Below are 18,594 nucleotides of genomic sequence, written 5' to 3' on the forward strand. Positions count from 1 at the left end.
CACGAACTCCCGTGAGGGGCCTACTGCTTGTCCGCCGCCTGCGAGGTGACGCGCTCGATCGCCCGGACGGCGACCTCGGGCTGATCGACGTAGATGTAGTGCCCGCTCTTCTGGGCGGTGCTCAGCCGGCTGCGGCTGGAGACCGCGAGCCACTGGCGCTGGCCCTCGGTCCACGCCCGCTCCAGGCCCGGCCCGTAGTCGGGCACCTGCGCGAGGTACTGCTGCCCGTGTTGGATCACCTCCACCGGGATGTCCCCGGCGGAACGGACCTTCCCGTCCGGAACCATGAGCAGCTCCGGCTTCCCGCCCTTCAGGATCGCGAGGGTCTGCTCCCGCAGTTCGACCGCCGGGCCGGTGGCGGACCGGGGGATCCCCTTGTTGAGATCGGCGCTCTGCGTCGGCGAGGTGGCGTCCATCAGGACCAGCCCCTTGACCTTGTCCTGGTGGTCGGGGGCGTACCGGGCGGCGATCAGCCCGCCCAGCGAATGCCCGGCCAGGACGACCGGACCGTCCCCGGCGGCACGTTCGATCACCGCGGTCAGCACCTCTCCGGTGCTCTTCAACGTCTGGGGCCCATCGGGCTGATCGCTGGCGCCTTCGCCGAGCCGGTCGTAGGAACAGACCCGGTTCTTCTTGCTCAGAGTCGCCTGTATCCCGGCCATCTTCTCCAGCCCGTCGCCGCCCCCGGCCACGAGGACGACGACCGGCGTGCCGTCCGCCGCGTCGCCGGAACAGGACACGTTCACCGACCGGCCGTCGACCGCGATCTTCTTGGTGCCGGTGAGCAAGTCCGCGTCGGCCTTCGTCGATTCCTCGCAGCCGACGAGCCCCAGGCCGGAGACGGCGCAGGCCAGTGTGACGACGGCAGCGGGCAGCCTGCCATTGATCATGATTGCTCCCGGTAAGAGAAGTGCACGAGGAAAGAGGGGAATCCGTACCGAAGGGATGGATTCCGGGTCCACGGCCGGAGCGCCGCGGCCGAATCAAAAGCTACGGATCAGACGGCACGGAAGCGTCACCCCGGAGTGGACACCTGCGCGTAGCTCGCACGGGGGAGCCGGACCGGCGAAAGTATTTCGTAACCGGGGCATTTCCCGTCCTTGTCCCGCCCGTGAATTCCGTGTCAGTGTCCCGGCCAGCAGGCAGGCCGTCGGAAGCGAGGCATCCGAAAGCCTTTCGTACGGGTCTCCGATCTGCCTGGCCACCGACGGCATGTGGAAAGAAGAGGGGCAGACCATGCGGAGAATCCCGGTGGACGGAACTCGCGGAAATCTCGGCAGTCCGAGAGTTCGACGCGTCGTCGCGTCCGCCATCACCCTGACGGCGGCCATGGGCCTTGCCGCGTGCGGGACTTCGGGACCGTCCGGATCGTCCGGGGGTACGTCCGCGAAGGGCCTCACGATGTGGGCGCTGAACGACCAGACGATCCTCAAGGAGTCCGTCGACGCCTACAACAAGGACCACCCCGACGAGCAGATCACCCTGCGGCTGTTCGCGAACGACGACTACAAGCAGAAGCTGCGCGTCGCCTTCGGTGCGAACCAGGCCCCGGACATCTTCTTCAGCTGGGGCGGCGGTGCCCTCGACGACTACGTCAAGGCCGGCAAGGTCGACGATCTGACGGCGGCCGACGCGAACACGGACCGGTTCACCCCGAGCGTGATGCAGAGCGCCACCTTCGACGGCAAGGTCTACGGCGTGCCCGCCAACGGCCTCGCTCCGGTCGTCCTCTACTACAACAAGAAGGTGCTGTCCGACGCGGGCGTCGAGCCGCCGAAGACGTACACCGACCTGCTGGCCGCCGTGAAGAAGCTGAAGGGCGAGGGCGTCACGCCGCTCTCCCTCGCGGCGAACTCCAAGTGGCCGACCCTGATGTACCTGGAGTACCTGCTCGATCGGCAGGGCGGCGCCGAGGTGTTCTCGAAGATCGCCTCCGGTGACACATCGGCGTGGAAGGACCCGTCGGTCACCAAGGCCAACCAGTACCTCCAGGACCTGGCCAAGGCCGGGGCCTTCGGGGACAACGCCTCCTCCGTCAACTACGACCAGGGCGCCTCCACGGCCCTGCTCTACACGGGCAAGGCGGCGATGGAGGTCATGGGCACCTGGGAGTACGCCAACATCGCCAAGGCCGACCCCGACTTCCTGGAGAAGGACCTCGGCTACACCGCCTTCCCGTCGCTGTCCGGCGGCGCCGGCGACCCGGACGGCATCGTCGGCAACCCCTCGAACTTCCTGTCGCTGAACGCCTCGACCAAGCACAGGTCCGCGGCCCTCACCTACTTCAAGGACTACGTCCTGAACGCCTCCCAGATCGACGCCTATCTCGCCGCCGGCAGCGTGCCGCCGGTCAAGGGCCTGGAGTCGAAGCTGGCGGCGGTGAAGTCGTCGTCCGACAAGGCGTGGCTGACCTTCGTCTACGACCTGGTGGAGAAGTCGCCGAGCTTCCAGCTCTCCTGGGACCAGGCACTGCCGTCCGACCAGGCGGACCCGCTGCTGACCAACACCGACAAGTCGTTCCTGGGCCAGATCCCGCCCGCGGACTTCGGGACGAACATGAGCAAGGCGGGGTCGTGACGATCACCGCCACCCCTGCGCGCCGGAGAGGAGGCAGCGGCCTCCTCATGGCCGCCCCGGCCCTGATCCTCTTCGGCCTGTTCGGTCTCGTCCCCCTGGTCGGTGTGGCGGCGCTCAGCGTCGCCCGCTGGGACGGCCTGGGCTCCGTCAGCTGGGCGGGCCTCACCAACTGGACGTCCGTCCTGACCGACGGCGCCACCTGGCAGTCGCTGTGGCTCACCGTCAAGGTCATGGTGGTCAGCTGGCTGGTGCAGACACCGATAGCCCTGGCGCTCGGCCTGTTCCAGGCGCCCAGGGGGAAGCTGCGCGCACTGTTCGCCGTGCTGTTCTTCCTGCCGCTGCTGCTGTCGGCCGTGGCGATCGGCCTGACCTGGCAGGCGCTGCTCGACCCGTCCTTCGGCATCGGCGCCACCCCCGGTATGCACTGGTTCGCCAAGCCGCTGCTCGGCTCGCCCGAACTCGCCCTGTACACGGTGATCTTCGTGATCGCCTGGCAGTTCGTGCCGTTCCACGCCCTGCTCTACCAAGCGGGGATACGGCAGATCCCGACCGCCCTGTACGAGGCCGCCGCCCTCGACGGCGCCGGGCCCGTGACCCGCTTCCTGCACATCACGCTGCCGCAGCTGAAGTACACGCTGGTCACGTCGAGCACACTCATGCTGGTCGGCTCGCTGACCTACTTCGACCTGATCTTCGTCCTGTCCGGCGGCACCGGCGGCCCCGGCACCGCCACCCGCGTCCTGCCCCTCTCCATGTACATCACCGGTTTCCAGGCCCACGACATGGGCCGGGCCAGCGCGGTGGCCACCCTCCTCGTGGTCCTCGGCCTCGGCCTGTCGCTGCTGACCACCCGCCTGTCCGGCTTCACCCGGATGGACAGCCGGCAGGAGGGCATGTGAGCACCACCGTGACCAAGACCCGTACCGCCACCGGGCGGCGGGAGACCGTCCCCACCCGGAGGGCGGTGACACCGGGGCCCGTCCGCCGGAACCCCGTACCGGGGATCCTCCGCCGCACCCTCACCACTGGCGCCGCGCTCCTCTGGACGGCGATCGTCGTCGTCCCCATCTACTGGCTCGTCGTCACCAGCCTCCGCAGCCAGGCCGACTTCACCGCCGACAGCCCGCTCGCCCTGCCCGGCCATCCGACGCTGGACAGCTACCGGGCCGTCCTGGACGGCGACTTCACCACCTACCTCCTCAACAGCGTCGTCGTCACCGCGGGCACGGTCGTCATCGCCGTCGCCGTCGCGTTGATGGCCGCGTTCTCGATCGTCCGCAACGCCGGCAGCCGCTTCTCCCGGATGTCGTTCCGGCTGTTCCTGCTGGGTCTGGCGATCCCGTTGCAGGCCGTGATCATCCCTGTGTACCTGCTGATCATCCGGATGCATCTCTACGACAGCCTGCTCGCGATCGTGCTGCCCTCGGCGGCGTTCGCGCTGCCGATCACCGTGATGATCCTGGTGAGCTTCCTGCGGGACGTGCCCCGTTCGCTGTTCGAGGCGATGATCGTCGACGGCGCCGGCGACTGGCGCATGCTCTGGTCGCTCGCCGCGCCACTGGCCCGCCCGGCGCTGATGACGGTCGCCGTCTACGACGGACTCCAGGTCTGGAACGGCTTCCTCTTCCCGCTGATCCTCACCCAGAGCGGCGACAAGGCCGTACTGCCCCTGGCACTGACCCTGTTCCGCGGCCAGTTCGGCATCAACGTCCCGGCCACCATGGCCGCCGTGGTGCTCTCCACCCTGCCGATGCTGGCCCTGTTCATCCTGGCCCGCCGTCAGCTCGTCGCCGGTCTCACCGCCGGTTTCTCCAAGTAGCCCCCACCACCGGGCAGTTCGCACCGTCACACGGCCGGGCCATGCGCCCGGCCCCGTCGGCGTGCCCGCGCAACACCGAGGAGTCGTGAATGACGACCACCATGCCCGACCACGGAGGCATCCCCCAGGAGGAGAGCGACCGCCCCTGGGCCGACCCCGCCCTGTCCGTCGCCGAACGCGTCGAAGCGCTGCTCTCCCGGCTCACCCTGCCGGAGAAGGTCGCGCAACTCAGCAGCACCTGGGAGGACATCGAGGCCGACGGTCCCGAAGTTGCCCCGGGCAGCAACCACTTCGGCCGCGTCGGCGACCTCGACGAGACCGCCCGGCACGGTCTGGGCCAGCTCACCAGGCCCTACGGCACCCTGCCCCGGCCCGCCCTGGAGCACGCCCGCCTCCTTGCCGGGCACCAACAACAGGTGGTGGCGCAGAGCAGGTTCGGCATCCCGGCCATGGCTCACGACGAGTGCCTCACCGGCTTCACCGCCTACGGCGCCACCATCTACCCCACCTCGCTCGCCATGGCGGCCACCTTCGACCCCGCCCTGATCCGCAGGGTGGGCGAGGCCATCGGCTCCGACATGGCCGAGGCGGGCGTCCACCAGGGGCTCGCCCCGGTCGTCGACGTGATCCGCGACTACCGCTGGGGCCGCTGCGAGGAGACCTACGGCGAGGACCCGTACCTGGTCGGAGAGATGGGCGAGGCGTACGTCACCGGCCTTCAGAGCGCCGGGGTGTACGCCACCCTCAAGCACTTCGCCGGATACTCCGCCTCCATGGGCGGCCGCAACCACGCCCCCGTGCACGCCGGCCCGCGCGAACTCCACGACGTCATCCTGCCGCCCTTCGAGCGGCTCGTCTCCGCGGGTGTGCGGTCGGTCATGAACTCGTACGCCGAGATCGACGGCGAGGCGCCCGCCGCGAGCCGCCGCCTGCTGACCGAAGTCCTGCGCGAGCAATGGGGTTTCGAGGGCACCGTCGTCTCCGACTACTGGTCCCTGCCCTTCCTGGTCAACTCCCACCGGGTGGCCGCCGACCTGCCCGACGCCGGGGCCCTCGCCCTGCATGCCGGCCTGGACGTCGAACTGCCCGACCAGCGCGGCTACGGCGACGCCCTCGTGAACGCCGTCGAACAGGGCGCGGTGGACGAAGACCTGATCGACCGGGCGGTCCGCCGGGTGCTGCGGCAGAAAACCGAACTCGGGCTCCTCGACAGGGACTTCGACCCGCGGCCCCCCGCCCTGCTCGCGGGCGAACTCGACCTGGACAAGCCGGCGAACCGCGCGCTCGCCCTCACAGTGGCCCGGTCGAGCGCCGTCCTGCTGTCCAACGACGGCACCCTGCCACTCTCGCCCGGCGGCCGGATCGCGCTGATCGGCCCGTGCGCCGACGACGTACGCACCATGTTCGGCTGCTACAGCTTCCCCAACCACGTTCTCGCCGAGCGCGACGACCTCGGCAACGGGGTCGAGGCGGTCTCCCTGCGGACCGCACTGACCGAGGAACTCCCGTCTGTGGACTGGGAGTTCGTGCAGGGCTGCCCGATCCGGGAAGAGGACGGCTCCAGCATCCCGGCCGCGGTGGCGGCCTCGACCGCCGCCGACCTCACCGTCCTCGTCGTCGGCGACAAGGCGGGCATGTTCGGCATCGGCACCTCGGGGGAGGGCTGCGACGTCGAGGACCTGCGGCTGCCGGGCGTCCAGGAGGAGCTGGTCGAGGCGGTCCTGGCGACCGGGAAGCCCGTCGTGCTGATCGTCAGCAGCGGCCGGCCCTACGCCGTGGGCCGGTTCGCGTCCGCCGCCGCGGCCATGGTGCAGGTCTTCCTGCCGGGCGAGGAGGGCGGCCATGCGCTGGCGGGGCTCCTGTCCGGCAGGGCCGACTTCAGCGGCAAGCTGCCCGTGCAGATCCCCGCCTCGCCGGGCGGACAGCCCTACACCTATCTGCACCCGCCGCTCGGTGACCGGCAGAGCTTCCTCTCCAACCTCGACCCGACCCCCGCGTTCCCCTTCGGGCACGGGCTGTCCTACACGACGTTCGAGGTCGACCGGCTGACCGTGGACCGGGAACAGGTGGGCACGGACGGGGAGTTCACGGTCCGCGTGCGGGTGCGGAACACAGGGACGGTGGCCGGCGCCGAGACCGTCCAGCTGTACGCCGTCGACCCGGTCGCCCAGGTCACACGGCCCGTGCGCGCCCTGCTCGGCTTCGCCAAGGTGGCACTCGCCCCCGGCGAGCGGGCCACGGTCGGCTTCCACGTCCACACCGACCGCCTGGCCTTCACCGGCCTGGCCGGCCGCCGCATCGTAGAACCGGGCGAGATCCTGCTGGAGGCGGGCTCCTCCAGCCTGGACACTCCGGTGGGGGCCACGATCCGGCTGGTGGGGGAGGAGCGGGACGCGACGGTGCTACGGCATCACGGGGTGCCGGTGACTGTCGAGCAGGACTGACGGGTACACAGGGGCGCGGGGCTGTGTCTGATATGCGGCTCCGCCGCGTGGGCGCGACCAGCCACAACGCACCCGCAGCCGACACACAGCCCCCCGCGGAGCGCCTAGCTCCGACTCCACTGCTGGGTCGCGTTTCCCAACCCGGTCCACAGCTGAACCTTCGAACCGTTGCCCGTCCCCCAGTTGGTCACATCGATGGCCAGCCCGTTGGAGCGGTTGGCGATGGTGCCGTCCACGCGGAAGGACCACTTCTGGCTGGACTTTCCGTTGCAGGCCCAGAGGATGAGCGTCGTGCCCGCGGTCGTGCCGTCGCCGTTCGCGGCCAGGCAGGAGCCGGAGACGCGGAGTTCGCCCGCCGTGGTCCGGGTGATCGTCTGGTTGGCGTTGCCCGAGCAGTCGTAGATCTGGACCTGGACGCCCGTCTGGCCGTTCGGGACGTCGAGGCAGCGGCCGGAGTGGGTGCCCTTCAGGGTGAACGTCGAGGCGGTGGGGAGCGGGTCCTGGACGAGCTGCCAGTCCTGTGAGCCGTCGTTGGCCGACGCCGCCACGGTGACGGAGCCGCCCGCCGTCGAACCGGTCATGTAGAGGCCGGTGTTGAGGACCGAGCGGAGCTTGTAGTAGCCGCTGGTCGACGACGCGACCTGGGTCCACTGCTTGTCGGTGGCTCCGTCGTCGACCCACTGGGCCAGCTTCTGCCCGGCCGTCGCGGTGCCGGTCCAGATGGCGACCGAGCGGCCACCGGCCTTGTTGAGCAGGGTCACGTTGCCGCCCTTGGGCGTGAGGTGCCAGCGCTGGGTGTCGGCGGTGGCGTTGGCCGCGCCCAGGACGAGGTCGGGGGTGTTGCCGGTGTAGCTCGCGTCCTGCGTCTTCCCCGACGCGGTGCTGAGGACCTGGCCGGTCAGCCGGTTGACGAGGCGGTAGTAGGCGCCGTCGGAGCGGCCGAGGTCGACCTCGGCGTACTTCACGGGGCCGGTGCTGCCGCCGCTCCAGGCCGCCTGGAGGATGAGGACGCGTCCCGTGCCGTCGACGTGCTGGAGCATGCGGCTGTACCCGCTGGGCATCGTCGTCCTGTACTGCTTCCAGGTGCCGGTGCTCAGCCCGGACTCGTTCACCCAGACGTCGCCGCTGCCGGAGGCGTTGTAGACGATCCGCCCGTCCGGCATCGGGAGCAGGACCGGGCTGCCGCCAGTGGACAGGGTGGCGCCGCCGGAGGGCACGGGCAGTGAGGTGATCGCGGCGTCCGTGGCCGAGAAGAACTTCGTCGGGTCGTCGGACATCCGGTAGCGGACGTTCGTACCGCCGCCCCAGTACTCGTACGTCAGAAGCCACTTGCCGTCGGTCGTCGGGGCGATGGTCGTCATGCCCGGACGGCCGCCGCCGATCTCCGTCTTTCCGCCGCCCATGCTCACCGTGGCGCCCGGGACGTCGACGACCGGGGCGCTCCAGGAGCTGCTGCCGTCCCAGGTGCGGTGGAGGAGGACCTGGCCGCCGGAGTCGGTCGCGGTGTCGTTGGCCGGGTCGAGGGTCGGGGCGCCGGTACCGGTGTTGTAGCCGGTGAAGTCACTCTCGTCGGAGTAGTAGGCGATGAGCCTGCCGTTGTGGGCGAGCAGGTGCGGCTCCCAGATGGGATCGACCTGGGCGTGGGTGTTGGCCGCCGAGACCCGGCCGACGTTGCCCGCGCTGCCGCCCTGCCAGCCGCCGGCCGCGATGATGTTCTTGAAGCTCCAGGACGCGCCGTCATCCGTGCTGGCGTACAGCGCGAGCGCCACGTCCCTGCGGTCGCCGTCACCGCTGGGCGTCCAGTTGGGATTGGCGGCCTTCTGTTCCTTGTAGTAGAGGTCGTCGCCCGAGACGATGCTCGCGAGCAGCAGGGTGCCGGCGCTCAGACTTCCGACGTTCTGCGGGAGCACATAGAGATACGGGTTGGTCCAGTTGCTCGTGTACTTCGCGTACGCGGGGTCGCCGGACAGATAGGCGGGGGCCTTGACGTCGGCCAGCTTCGACCATGTCGTGCCGGCGTCGTCGCTCTTGTGGATGGGCAGCGTCTGCCCCACCGGAGCGGCCTGGCTGTTCTCGAACGTCGCCACGATCCGCCCGCTCGGCAGCTGGGCGGACTTCGGGTAGAGCACGCAGGGATTCTTGTTGCAGGCGGCGGGGTTTTCCGCCGTATACAGATTCGCCGGGGTCGGCTGATACGCCGACGCGCTCGTCGCGGAGGCGATGGCGAATGCCACGCCCATTCCGAGGGCCGTCGCCGAAGCGAAAGCCTTTCGCGCCCAGGATCTTTTCAACGGCGTTCCTTTCAACGGGCGTTCCTTTACCAAGGAGGCGCGGGGCAGGAGGCCAGTATTCGCAGGCGACATCGCGCTGTCACCGGCACGTTGCGAAAGGATTTCGCGGAGTTACGGGCTACGGGGTATTGACGCGACCGCGCAGGGACGTCGAGGTCCGCAGGACGAGTTCCGTGGCCAGCTCGATGCGCGGCGCCGCGGGCGGCCGGCCCTCGGCGAGGTCCATCAGCACCCGGGTCGCCTCGCGCCCCAGCTCCTCGAAGGGCTGGCGGACCGCGCTGAGCGGCGGACAGGCCATGGCCGCCACGAGCGTGTCGTCGAAGGACATGACCGACAGGTCGTCGGGTACGGAGAGACCGAGTTGCCGGGCGGCCTCCAGCACGCCGAGCGCCTGCGCGTCGCTGGCCGCGAAGACGGCCGTGGGCGGATCGCCGGCCCGCAGGATCTGCCGGCTCGCGACGAGCGCCTCGGTGTAGTCGAAGTCGGTCGAGCGGACGATCGCCGGGTCGTAGCCGACACCGGCCTCCTCCAACGCGGCCCGGTACCCGTGCACGCGCGCCGCCCCAGCCAGGGAGTGCGAGCGGCCCGCGACCATGCCGATCCGGGTGTGGCCGAGGGCCAGCAGGTGCTGAACCGCCTCCCGGGCACCGCTCCAGTTCGTCACCCCGATGCTGGGAATGCCCTCCGACGGTGCGCTCAGCGGGTCGATCAGCACCACCGGCAGTCCCTGCTCGACGATCCGCCGCTGGTCCTCCTCGGCCAGCATGGAGATCACGATCACGATCCCCGCAGCGCCGAGCGACACACACTCCTCCAGCCAACCGGAGATCGACCGCCGGCTCGTCGTCCCGGTGACCACGTCGAGCCCGAACTCTCCGGCCGCGTCCACGATTCCCCGGGCGACCTCCAGGGTGTACGGGCCGGACAGGTCACGGAAGACGACGACGATCTGCCGCGGTGTCGAAGGGCCCGGCTCCCACGGGCGGACGTACCCGTGCCGTGTCAGCAGTTCCTCGACGCGGTCCCTGGTCGCCGTGCCCACGTCCCGGCGCCGGTGCACCACCTTGGACACGGTGCTGAGCGAGACCCCCGCCTCGGCGGCGATGCTCGTGAGCAGCCCGTGCTGCGCTTCCTGCCGGTCCTTGTTGCGACCTGTCACCCGATGTCCGTTCCGTACGCCGAACACTGATACGCCGGACCGCACCGCGTACCTGGCCGGAAACTCCGCCGCAAGGTAACGGGGGCGGCCATGAGCGGGCAAGACCGCTGCGCACTGTTCTGTGACGCCGCTCCGACGTCCCTACTCCCGTCGTCGTACACGCGTGCCGCGCCCGGCTCATATCGTGAGGTTCGTGACCTCCTCTGATATCCGGTTCGGGCGCATCCCCTGGCCATTGCCGCCGCCGCTCGCGGATGTCGCGATCGCCGCGGTCGTCGCGCTGTTCGCGGGCTCGGACCTGGCGGTCAACGTCCCCCCGTACCGGCAGGCGGACTGGCTGACCTGGCTGCTGTTCGCCGTGTCGATCGCCGCGCTGCTGGTGCGCAGCCGGTGGCCGGTGGCGGTCGCGGCGGTCACCGGGGCGGCGGACGCGGGCTGGGCGCTGTACGGACACATCGGGGAACTGCTGAACCTGCCGGTGATGGTGGCCCTGTACGCGGTCGCCGTGCAGGGTGAGCGACGCCGGACCGTCCGTACGGCCGTGATCGCCGCACTCGCCTCCGGGATCGTCTCCCTGATCGCCGGCATCGACGTGGCGCAGCCGCAGGGCGCCCCTCTGCTGGAGATGCTGTGGCCGCTCGTACCGCTGCTGCTGGGTGAAGTGGTCCGCGGGCGCAGGGAGTTGATGGCGGAGTACGCGGCACGGGCCGAGCGCGCCGAGGCCGACCGGGAGCGGGACGCGCTGCGCCGGGTGGAGCAGGAGCGCGTGCGCATCGCACGCGAACTGCACGATGTCGTGGCGCACACCGTCTCCGCCATGACCGTGCAGGCCGGGCTCGCGCTCGACGCGCTGGACGCGAAACCGCAGGTGGCGCGGGAGGCGATGCGGCAGGTGCGGATGTCGGGCAAGGAAGCCGTGCGGGAACTGCGCACGACCGTCGGCGTGCTGCGGCAGGGGCAGGGTGAGGCGGGCATCGAACCGGCGCCCCGGCTGGGTGAGTTGCCCGATCTGGCCGAGCGGGTGCGGACGACGGGACTGCGGGTCACCCTGCGCGTGGACACGGGCGGCCGGGAGGTGCCGCAGTCGGTGGAGCTGGCGGTGTACCGCATCGTCCAGGAGGCGCTGACGAACGTGATGAAGCACGCGGACGCCCGGCATGTGGCGGTGTCGGTGGGCGCGGAGGGGGACTGCGTGACCGTGGAGGTCATTGATGACGGGACCGTCGAAGCGGAGATCGGGGAAGGCGGCTTCGGGCTGATCGGCATGCGCGAGCGGGCCCTCGCCGTGGGCGGCACCTTCGGGGCCGGGCGGGCCGCGGGCGGTGGCTGGCGGGTGTGTGCCTCCCTGCCCACGGACGGGGGTGCGGTGTGATCAGGGTGGTGCTGGCCGACGACCAGACGGTGGTGCGTGCGGGCTTCCGTGCGCTGCTCGACCTGACCGACGACCTCGCCGTGGTCGCCGAGGCCGCCGACGGGCTCCAGGCCGTGGAACTGACCCGGACGACCAGGCCGGACGTGGTGCTGATGGACATCCGCATGCCCCGGGCCGACGGACTGGAGGCCACCCGCCGCATCGTCGCCGACCGTGCTCTGGACGCCGTACGGGTACTGGTTCTGACCACGTACGAGGCGGACGAGTACGTCTTCGAGGCGTTGCGCGCTGGGGCCGCCGGTTTTCTGCTGAAGGACATCGAGCCGGACGACCTGCGTGCCGCGATCCGCACGGTCGCGGCGGGGCAGAGCCTGCTCGCGCCCGCCGTCACCCGCCGGGTGATCGAGGAGTTCGCCCGGCTGAGGACCCCCGAGACGCAGGCGCGGCAGCGGTTGGCGCCGCTGACCGACCGGGAGCGTGAGGTGCTCGCACTGGTCGGCCGGGGCCTGTCGAACGACGAGATCGGCAACCGGCTGATCATGTCGCCGTTGACCGCGAAGACGCACGTCAGCCGGGCCATGACCAAGCTCGGGGCGCGGGACAGGGCACAGCTGGTGGTGCTCGCGTACGAGACCGGCCTGGTGCGGGCCGGGGAGGGCTGACCTACTCCGCCGGGAGTAGTGGCCGACTCCCGACGGCAGATGTCCGTGGTGCCCCCGCTCCGTAGCGTCGACGACATGATCGAAGCACGCGAACTCACCAAGAAGTACGGCGACCGGACCGCCGTCGACGACCTGTCCTTCACCGTCCGCCCGGGCCTGGTCACCGGCTTCCTCGGTCCGAACGGTGCGGGCAAGTCGACCACCATGCGCATGGCCCTCGGCCTCGACGCACCGACCACCGGGGCCGTCACCGTGAACGGCCGACGGTACGACCGGCTGGACGCGCCCCTGCGGGAAGTCGGCTCGCTGCTCGACGCGGGGTCCGTGCACGGCGGCCGAACGGTCCGTCGGCACCTGCTGGGGCTGGCCCGGTCCAACGCCGTCCCGGCCCCGCGGGTGGACGAGGTGCTGGGCATGGTCGGCCTGGAACAGGCCGCTGACCAGCGGGCGAAGAGACTGTCCCTCGGCATGGGGCAACGGCTGGGCATCGCGGCCGCGTTGCTCGGCGATCCCGGTGTTCTGATCCTCGACGAGCCGGTCAACGGGCTGGACACCGAGGGCATCCGCTGGATCCGGGATCTGCTCGGGTCCCTTGCCGCGGAAGGCAGGACCGTGTTCCTGTCCAGCCACCTGATGAGCGAGATGGAGCTGACCGCCGACCGGCTGATCGTCATCGGGCGGGGACGGCTGCTGGCCGACACCGACATGCGGGACTTCATCGAGACCAACTCGCAGGGCGCCACCCTGCTGCGCATCCCCGACCCGGAGGCCGGACGGATGCGCGCCGTGTTGGCGGCACGCGGGGCGGACGTACGGCTGGACGCGCGCGGCGGCTGGCGGGTGACCGGACTGCCCGCGGCCGACATCGGCGAGCTGGCCCGCGAGAACGGGGTCGCCGTGCACCAACTCACCCCGGTCTTCTCCTCGTTGGAGGAGGTCTACACGGCGATGACACGGACCTCGGAGGAGTACCGGGGCAGGGAGACGAAGGAGCTGGTCCGATGAGTACGGCGGTAGGCGGGCCGCCAGGCTTCCGGGAGGGACTGGCCTTCGAATGGACGAAGTTCGCGAGCCTGCGCTCCACGGTGTGGACGACGGCCGCCGTCGCCCTGGTGACCGTGGTGGGCGCGGTCTTCGTGGGCCTGACCGGCAGCCTGCAACCGGACGACACGGTGCTCGGCGGCAGCCTCACCACGACCGTGCCCTCACTGATGATCGCGGGAGTGGTCGGGGCGCTGACCGTGTGCGGCGAGTACTCCAGCGGCACCATCGGGTCGACCCTCACCGCCGTCCCGCGGCGCGGCCGGGTCCTGCTGGCGAAGGCCGCACTGCTGACGGGCCTGTTGTACGGCGTCGGGCTCGCCGCCTGCACGGTGGCGTACGTCCTCGGCGACGCGATCCTGGACGACACGTACGCCCAAGGGGAGGCCCTGCCCGCGCTGTTCGGCATCGCCGCTCTCTTCTCCATCGTCGGCGTGCTCGGGCTGGCGATCGGCGCGCTGCTGCGGCATGCGGCCGGCGCGGTCACCGCGGTGACCGGTGTGCTGCTGCTGCCGTCGCTGTTCGGTCCGCTCTTCGGTGACCTGGAACGCTGGATCGCCGGAGCCACCCCGACTGCCGCGCTCCAGAAGCTGACCCAGACCTCCGACGCGAGCCCGGAGACCGTAGGCAGCCTGGGCGCCTGGCCCTCACTGCTGCTGGTCGCCGTCTGCACGGCTGTCGCGCTGCTCGTGGCGGTGGGCGTGTTCAGGAGGCGTGATGCCTGACCGCTGGAGGAACCTGGCGCTGGTGCTGCTCGCCCTGGCGAGTACGGCGGCCCTGCTCGTCCCGGCGTTACCCGGTGCGTACGCCCGCGACGCCGCCCGGGTCGTGCGCGAACACCGGGCGAGCGAGCGGATCGTCGACCTCACCGTCCGCTCGCCCGCACTGGGCCGCGACGCCCAGGTGCGGCTGCTGACCCCGGAGGGCTGGCAGCGGCGCGGGCCGCACGACCGCTGGCCGGTGCTGTACCTGTTCGCAGGCGGCGACGGAAACCACAGGACCTGGACCGAGGAGTACAAGGTCCAGCAGAAGCCCGAACTCCGGGACACCCTCGTCGTCATGCCCGAGATGCCGCTGTTCGGCTTCTACACCGACTGGTTCAACCAGGGGCGGGGCGGCCCACCCGCCGTGGAGGGCTTCCACCTGCGCGAGGTGCTTCCGCTGCTGGAGCGTGACTACGGCGCAGGAGATCGTCGTGCGGCCGCGGGGGAGTCGCAGGGCGGATTCGGCGCCGTCTCCTATGCCGCACGCCATCCCGGGCTCTTCCCTGCCGTGGCGAGCTACAGCGGGTTCGTGCACCCGCTTCAGCATCCGCGGGCCGTGCGCGCCGGAACCGCCTACCTCGGCCTCGACTGGCGGGCGATCTGGGGCGATCCGGTCACCCACCGCACCAACTGGCAGGCGCACGACCCCTATTACCAGGCCGAAAGCCTACGCGGCACCCGCGTCCACCTGTCGTCCGGCGATGGCAGGCTAGGCGCCCTCGACCCTCCCGGCACCGAGCCGGACCCGCACATCCCGGGTCTGGAGGATCCGACCCGTCCCTTCCCCGCCGACGTGTACTCACCGACCGAGGCCGTCATGAACGAGGAGTCCCAGACCCTCGCCACCCGCCTGAAGCAGACGGGCGTCCGGGTGACCACGCACTTCTACCCGGGCACCCACTCACCCGCGTACTGGAGGGAGGAGCTCGACCGCACACTGCCGATGTTGCTGCGGGGCCTCGGGAGCGGCGGGCGCGTGGCGCCCGAGGAGTAGATACGGACGGTCGGGTGATCTTTCCCGCGGCGCAGAGGGCCGGATGCCGGAGGGGCCTCGCCCGGGAACCGTGTCATCCGTCCACAACCCCCGAGACGGAGCGGTCGGCGGGCAAGATGGCCTCATGACAAAGCTGCCCGCACGGTCGGCCCGTCGTGGCCCCTCTGGTTCGGTCCTGTCGTTGTGGTCTCAGGACTCCGTGTTGTCGATCGGCTCGGTGGGATCGGTGCTGTCCGTGGGGTCCGTCGGTTCGGCCTTGTCGGTCGGATCGATCGGAAGTGCCCTCTCGGTCGGCTCGATCGGGTCCTCGCTGTCGCTGATCTCAGCCGGGTCATGGCTGAGTACGGGGTCGCTGCTCTCCGCGCAGTCGCGGTGGTCGGTGCTGTCCTGGCGTTCGTCCCGTGGCTTCCTGGCCGCGGGAGCGGTGGGGGCAGCGACCGGAGGCGCCCTGCTGTTGGCCCAGATGCTGTGCAGGGCCGAAGGCGGCGGTCTTCGCGGGACCAGAGGTTGAGCCGGTTCTCCTGCCGCCCGGCAGGGCAGGGGCTCAGCGCACCGGGAAGCCGAAGGAGTAGCCCTGCTCCTTGAGCCGGGGGAGGATCCGGCGCAGGGCCTCGACGGTCTGGGCGCGGTCGCCGCCCGCGTCGTGGAAGAGGAGCGTCGGCCCGCCCGGCAACTCCCGCTCGACGGTGGCGACGATGGCGTCCGCGCCCGGCTGCTCGAAGTCCTTGGTGTCCACGTTCCAGCCCAGCGGGCGCATGCCGCGGGAGGCGGCGAGTGTGCGGCTGTACGGGGTGAAGGCACCGCCGGGCGCCCGGTAGTACATCGGACGTACGCCCCCGGACGCCTCGGTGATCATGCGTTCGGCGTCGAGGATCTGCTGCGACTGGTAGGCCTCGGACTGCTTGTCCATGGTGGTGTCGTGCGACACCGAGTGGTCGCACAGCCGGTGCCCGGCGGCGACCACCTTCTTCACGAGGTCCGGGTGGGCCTGCGCCTGCGTCCCCACCATGCAGAACGTGGCCTTCACCCCGTACTCCCGCAGCACGTCGAGCACTTGGGGGGTCCATACGGGGTCGGGGCCGTCGTCGATGGTGATGTTGACGCCGCGCGCCCCCGCGTCCGAGGCGTGCGCGATGGTCACCGCGACGCGCTTGACCTCACTGCCCGGCGTGGCCGCCTTGGACGACGAGCTGCCCACGGCACCGGCCTGCGCGGTCCACACCGAGGCGCCGGTGGCGAGCAACGTCACCCCGAGCGCCGCGCCGAGCACCTTGCCGTACCAGCCCTGCCCGCCACCGTGCCGCGCCATGTCCGCCCCGCTTTCCCGCAGTTCCTCGCCGATTCCTTGGTCAACTCGCGACCATCTGGCAGGACGAGGAACGGCGCCCGGCGGATGCGTCCGTTACCGATCAAGGACAATCCCGGGGTGGTTCGCGGACAACCGGGCGGGCGTCAGACAGCGCGGGGCAGCCTGTTGCGTTTGTAGGTCATCAGGATCGGTGTGACCTCAAGGGAGTTGACGTGCTCCAGACCGGCCGGCGAGTCGGCCATCAGGCCGTAGAGCGCGTCGAGATCGGTGGTGGCCACGACGGCCAGGAGGTTCGCCGGGCCGGTGGTCGCGACGACGGACTGCACCTGGGGGTGGGCGGCGAGGGCGTGCGCGGTCCGGTCCATGGCACCTGGGGCGACCGTGATCCACAGCAACGCCTCGGTGGTGATCCCGAGCAGGGCGAGGTCCACATCGGCGGTCGGCAGGACGGCGCCGTCGATGAGGCGAAGGGTGCGTTTGCGGGCGGACAGCGGGGAGATGTCGGCGTGTTCGGCGAGGTCGGCGTAGGTGGCGCGGCCGTTCGCGATCCGGCCCGGTCTGCGCGCCGACCTCGTTCTCGTCGACGGCGATCCGACCACCGACATCACGGCCACCCGCAACATCCGCGCCGTCTGGTGCGCCGGCCGCAGGACGACCAGTCGGCGGTGCTGACGTCACAGCCCGCCCTGGCCGACGGGCTCCGCGGTCCAGGCGATGTGCGGAGGCCGGACTCGTGCGCACCGGGGAGTGCCGTCGTCGTCGGTCAGACCCAGGCGTCCCACCAGCAGGCCGTCGCGTGCGGCGGCGGCGAGTGTGTCCTCGGGGACGGCGTCGAGCATCAGCTTGGCGCGGCGGAACATGGCGAAGCGGCCCGAGTCGTCGACCGTGCACCACGACAGATAGATGAACCGGTGGCCCAACCGGTTCTGCACATACGGACCTTGCACCTCGACACCGGCCGGCGAGGCCATCACGGTGCACTCCAGCGTCCACGTCGCGGACGCGCCGTCCCCAGGCTGTGGATCGAGCAGTTCGGCCGGACGGTCACGGCGCTGCACCGCGACATGGATGCCGGAGTACACGGGGACGCTGCCGCCGGGCCGGGCCGGACAGGTGCGGCCGGGCAGGTCGACGGCGTCTATACGGATGCGCATACGGCCATCATGCGCTGCCCGCATGTCCGCCGGGCGCTCGGCCGGGGGCGCCGGGGGTGTAAGCGGGCCGGATCCGTCACGCGACGGTGGCCGGCCGTGGTGTGCCGTGGAAGACCTGGCCGGTGTGCCAGGTGAGGTGGTCGGCTGCGACAGGGGGCAGGCCCGGCTGTGGTCCGACCAGCGGGCGTCCCGCGAGCGCGATGACCTGCTCGCGGGCGACGGGGCTGTGGCCGACGAAGCGCTGTGAGACCAGGACGCGGTGGCCGTCGTCGAGGCCGAGGACTCCCTTGTCGAAGAGCTTGTGGTGCAGCGAGCACAGGCACAGTCCGTTGTCGACGCCGTCCGGGCCGCCGAAGGCCCACCAGCGCACATGCGCGGCCTCCAGGCCGACCGGAACCGTGCCGATCCTGCCGTCGTAGCCGCAGAAGGCGCACCGGTACTCGTAGGCGGTCAGTACCAGCTCGCGCATACGCCGGTCCCGCTGCCTGCGCGCGGTTGAGAGGTGCTCGGGCTGGGATGGCTCCAGTTCCAGGCCGACGGCTTCGCACAACTCGCCGTGGAGCGAGGGTGGGAAGTGCAGGTCGAGGAGCAACCGGGCCATCCGGCCCAGCAGTTCGGGTTCGCTGCGCAGAGCGGTCCGCAGTTCCGGCGCCAGTCGGCCGATGGCACCGGTCTCCCGGAGATCTCGCACCCCGCTCCCGGGACTGCCGTGTCCGCGGTCGGTGCGCACTTCCCACACACCGTCGCTGACCAGATGGTGGAACGGGTACGCGGGCGTCGTCCGGTGGGGCGGGCCGTACTCGGTCAGCAGACGCCGCAGGTCCTCCTCCACCGCGCTGTACCGCAGGTCGCCGTCGGTGTCCTCCTGGAACCTGCCGAGCGCGTACAGCAGGAGCAGCGGCTTGTGCGGAGCGCGTGTGCCGCTCCTGGTCCACTGCCTCAGTTGCGAGAGGCGCTCGAGCCAGTCCATGCCGGGCGATCGTAGTGATGTCTCCCCGGATGATCTAC

General features: G+C 70.7%; 17 protein-coding genes and 1 pseudogene. 11 read left to right on the plus strand and 7 right to left on the minus strand.

What is annotated here, in order from left to right:
- Window positions 1–20: 20 nt before the first annotated feature.
- Window positions 21–890: an alpha/beta fold hydrolase gene (locus tag ACIHFB_RS22545; protein ID WP_400127707.1), complete on the minus strand. Its 870-nt coding sequence runs from the start codon at window positions 888–890 to the stop codon at window positions 21–23.
- 346 nt (window positions 891–1,236) lie between these two features.
- Here ACIHFB_RS22545 and ACIHFB_RS22550 point away from each other — a divergent pair, with 346 nt between their 5' ends.
- The 4 genes from ACIHFB_RS22550 to ACIHFB_RS22565 all read left to right on the plus strand — a co-directional run bounded on the left by ACIHFB_RS22550 (window position 1,237) and on the right by ACIHFB_RS22565 (window position 6,840).
- The gene (locus ACIHFB_RS22550; protein ID WP_365272285.1) at window positions 1,237–2,577 is read left to right on the plus strand and encodes an extracellular solute-binding protein; all 1,341 of its coding nucleotides are present in this window, start codon (window positions 1,237–1,239) and stop codon (window positions 2,575–2,577) included.
- A 47-nt stretch (window positions 2,578–2,624) separates the two neighbouring features.
- A complete protein-coding gene (locus ACIHFB_RS22555; RefSeq protein ID WP_365272287.1) occupies window positions 2,625–3,476 on the plus strand; it encodes a sugar ABC transporter permease in 852 nt (283 codons plus the stop codon).
- Window positions 3,473–4,396 (plus strand): carbohydrate ABC transporter permease, encoded by a 924-nt coding sequence (locus ACIHFB_RS22560; protein ID WP_365272290.1) that lies wholly within the window; start codon window positions 3,473–3,475, stop codon window positions 4,394–4,396. The genes ACIHFB_RS22555 and ACIHFB_RS22560 overlap by 4 nt, the downstream gene beginning before the upstream one ends.
- An 89-nt stretch (window positions 4,397–4,485) precedes the next feature.
- Window positions 4,486–6,840: a glycoside hydrolase family 3 N-terminal domain-containing protein gene (locus ACIHFB_RS22565; protein WP_400127708.1), complete on the plus strand. Its 2,355-nt coding sequence runs from the start codon at window positions 4,486–4,488 to the stop codon at window positions 6,838–6,840.
- Between the two features lie 104 nt (window positions 6,841–6,944).
- Here ACIHFB_RS22565 and ACIHFB_RS22570 read toward each other — a convergent pair whose 3' ends face one another.
- Window positions 6,945–9,080 carry an RICIN domain-containing protein gene (locus ACIHFB_RS22570; RefSeq protein WP_400127709.1) on the minus strand — a complete coding sequence of 712 codons (2,136 nt, stop codon included), beginning with the start codon at window positions 9,078–9,080 and terminating at the stop codon, window positions 6,945–6,947.
- Window positions 9,081–9,249: 169 nt separating this feature from the next.
- A complete protein-coding gene (locus ACIHFB_RS22575; RefSeq protein WP_365272298.1) occupies window positions 9,250–10,290 on the minus strand; it encodes a LacI family DNA-binding transcriptional regulator in 1,041 nt (346 codons plus the stop codon).
- A 193-nt stretch (window positions 10,291–10,483) separates the two neighbouring features.
- Between ACIHFB_RS22575 and ACIHFB_RS22580 the strand changes: the two genes are divergently transcribed.
- The 6 genes from ACIHFB_RS22580 (at window position 10,484) to ACIHFB_RS22605 (ending at window position 15,634) form a co-directional block, all read left to right on the plus strand.
- On the plus strand, window positions 10,484–11,662 hold the full coding sequence (locus ACIHFB_RS22580) for a histidine kinase (RefSeq protein WP_365272301.1): 1,179 nt from the start codon (window positions 10,484–10,486) through the stop codon (window positions 11,660–11,662).
- Window positions 11,659–12,324 carry a response regulator transcription factor gene (locus ACIHFB_RS22585; protein WP_365272304.1) on the plus strand — a complete coding sequence of 222 codons (666 nt, stop codon included), beginning with the start codon at window positions 11,659–11,661 and terminating at the stop codon, window positions 12,322–12,324. Before ACIHFB_RS22580 ends, ACIHFB_RS22585 begins: the two co-directional genes overlap by 4 nt.
- 75 nt (window positions 12,325–12,399) lie before the next feature.
- Window positions 12,400–13,329 carry an ATP-binding cassette domain-containing protein gene (locus ACIHFB_RS22590; RefSeq protein WP_365272307.1) on the plus strand — a complete coding sequence of 310 codons (930 nt, stop codon included), beginning with the start codon at window positions 12,400–12,402 and terminating at the stop codon, window positions 13,327–13,329.
- On the plus strand, window positions 13,326–14,090 hold the full coding sequence (locus ACIHFB_RS22595) for an ABC transporter permease (RefSeq protein WP_365272310.1): 765 nt from the start codon (window positions 13,326–13,328) through the stop codon (window positions 14,088–14,090). The genes ACIHFB_RS22590 and ACIHFB_RS22595 overlap by 4 nt, the downstream gene beginning before the upstream one ends.
- Window positions 14,083–15,123 carry an alpha/beta hydrolase family protein gene (locus tag ACIHFB_RS22600; RefSeq protein ID WP_365272313.1) on the plus strand — a complete coding sequence of 347 codons (1,041 nt, stop codon included), beginning with the start codon at window positions 14,083–14,085 and terminating at the stop codon, window positions 15,121–15,123. The genes ACIHFB_RS22595 and ACIHFB_RS22600 overlap by 8 nt, the downstream gene beginning before the upstream one ends.
- Window positions 15,124–15,247: 124 nt before the next feature.
- Window positions 15,248–15,634 (plus strand): hypothetical protein, encoded by a 387-nt coding sequence (locus tag ACIHFB_RS22605; RefSeq protein ID WP_365272316.1) that lies wholly within the window; start codon window positions 15,248–15,250, stop codon window positions 15,632–15,634.
- Between the two features lie 33 nt (window positions 15,635–15,667).
- Here the strand turns inward: ACIHFB_RS22605 and ACIHFB_RS22610 are convergent, their stop codons facing one another.
- Window positions 15,668–16,432: a polysaccharide deacetylase family protein gene (locus ACIHFB_RS22610; protein WP_365272319.1), complete on the minus strand. Its 765-nt coding sequence runs from the start codon at window positions 16,430–16,432 to the stop codon at window positions 15,668–15,670.
- Between the two features lie 143 nt (window positions 16,433–16,575).
- Entirely contained in the window at window positions 16,576–17,037 is a 462-nt protein-coding gene (locus ACIHFB_RS22615; RefSeq protein WP_365272322.1) for an Lrp/AsnC family transcriptional regulator, read from the minus strand.
- Here ACIHFB_RS22615 and ACIHFB_RS22620 point away from each other — a divergent pair.
- A pseudogene (locus tag ACIHFB_RS22620) lies at window positions 16,976–17,104 on the plus strand (amidohydrolase); the annotation flags it as partial. The gene ACIHFB_RS22615 and the pseudogene ACIHFB_RS22620 overlap by 62 nt on opposite strands.
- A 2-nt stretch (window positions 17,105–17,106) precedes the next feature.
- On the opposite strand, the gene ACIHFB_RS22625 reads toward ACIHFB_RS22620, so the two are convergent.
- Window positions 17,107–17,586: a DUF5990 family protein gene (locus ACIHFB_RS22625; protein WP_400127710.1), complete on the minus strand. Its 480-nt coding sequence runs from the start codon at window positions 17,584–17,586 to the stop codon at window positions 17,107–17,109.
- Between the two features lie 76 nt (window positions 17,587–17,662).
- The gene (locus ACIHFB_RS22630) at window positions 17,663–18,556 is read right to left on the minus strand and encodes a phosphorothioated DNA-binding restriction endonuclease (protein ID WP_400127711.1); all 894 of its coding nucleotides are present in this window, start codon (window positions 18,554–18,556) and stop codon (window positions 17,663–17,665) included.
- Window positions 18,557–18,594 lie beyond the last annotated feature (38 nt).

It is taken from the genome of Streptomyces sp. NPDC051963, from assembly GCF_044593495.1.
Lineage (GTDB): Bacteria > Actinomycetota > Actinomycetes > Streptomycetales > Streptomycetaceae > Streptomyces.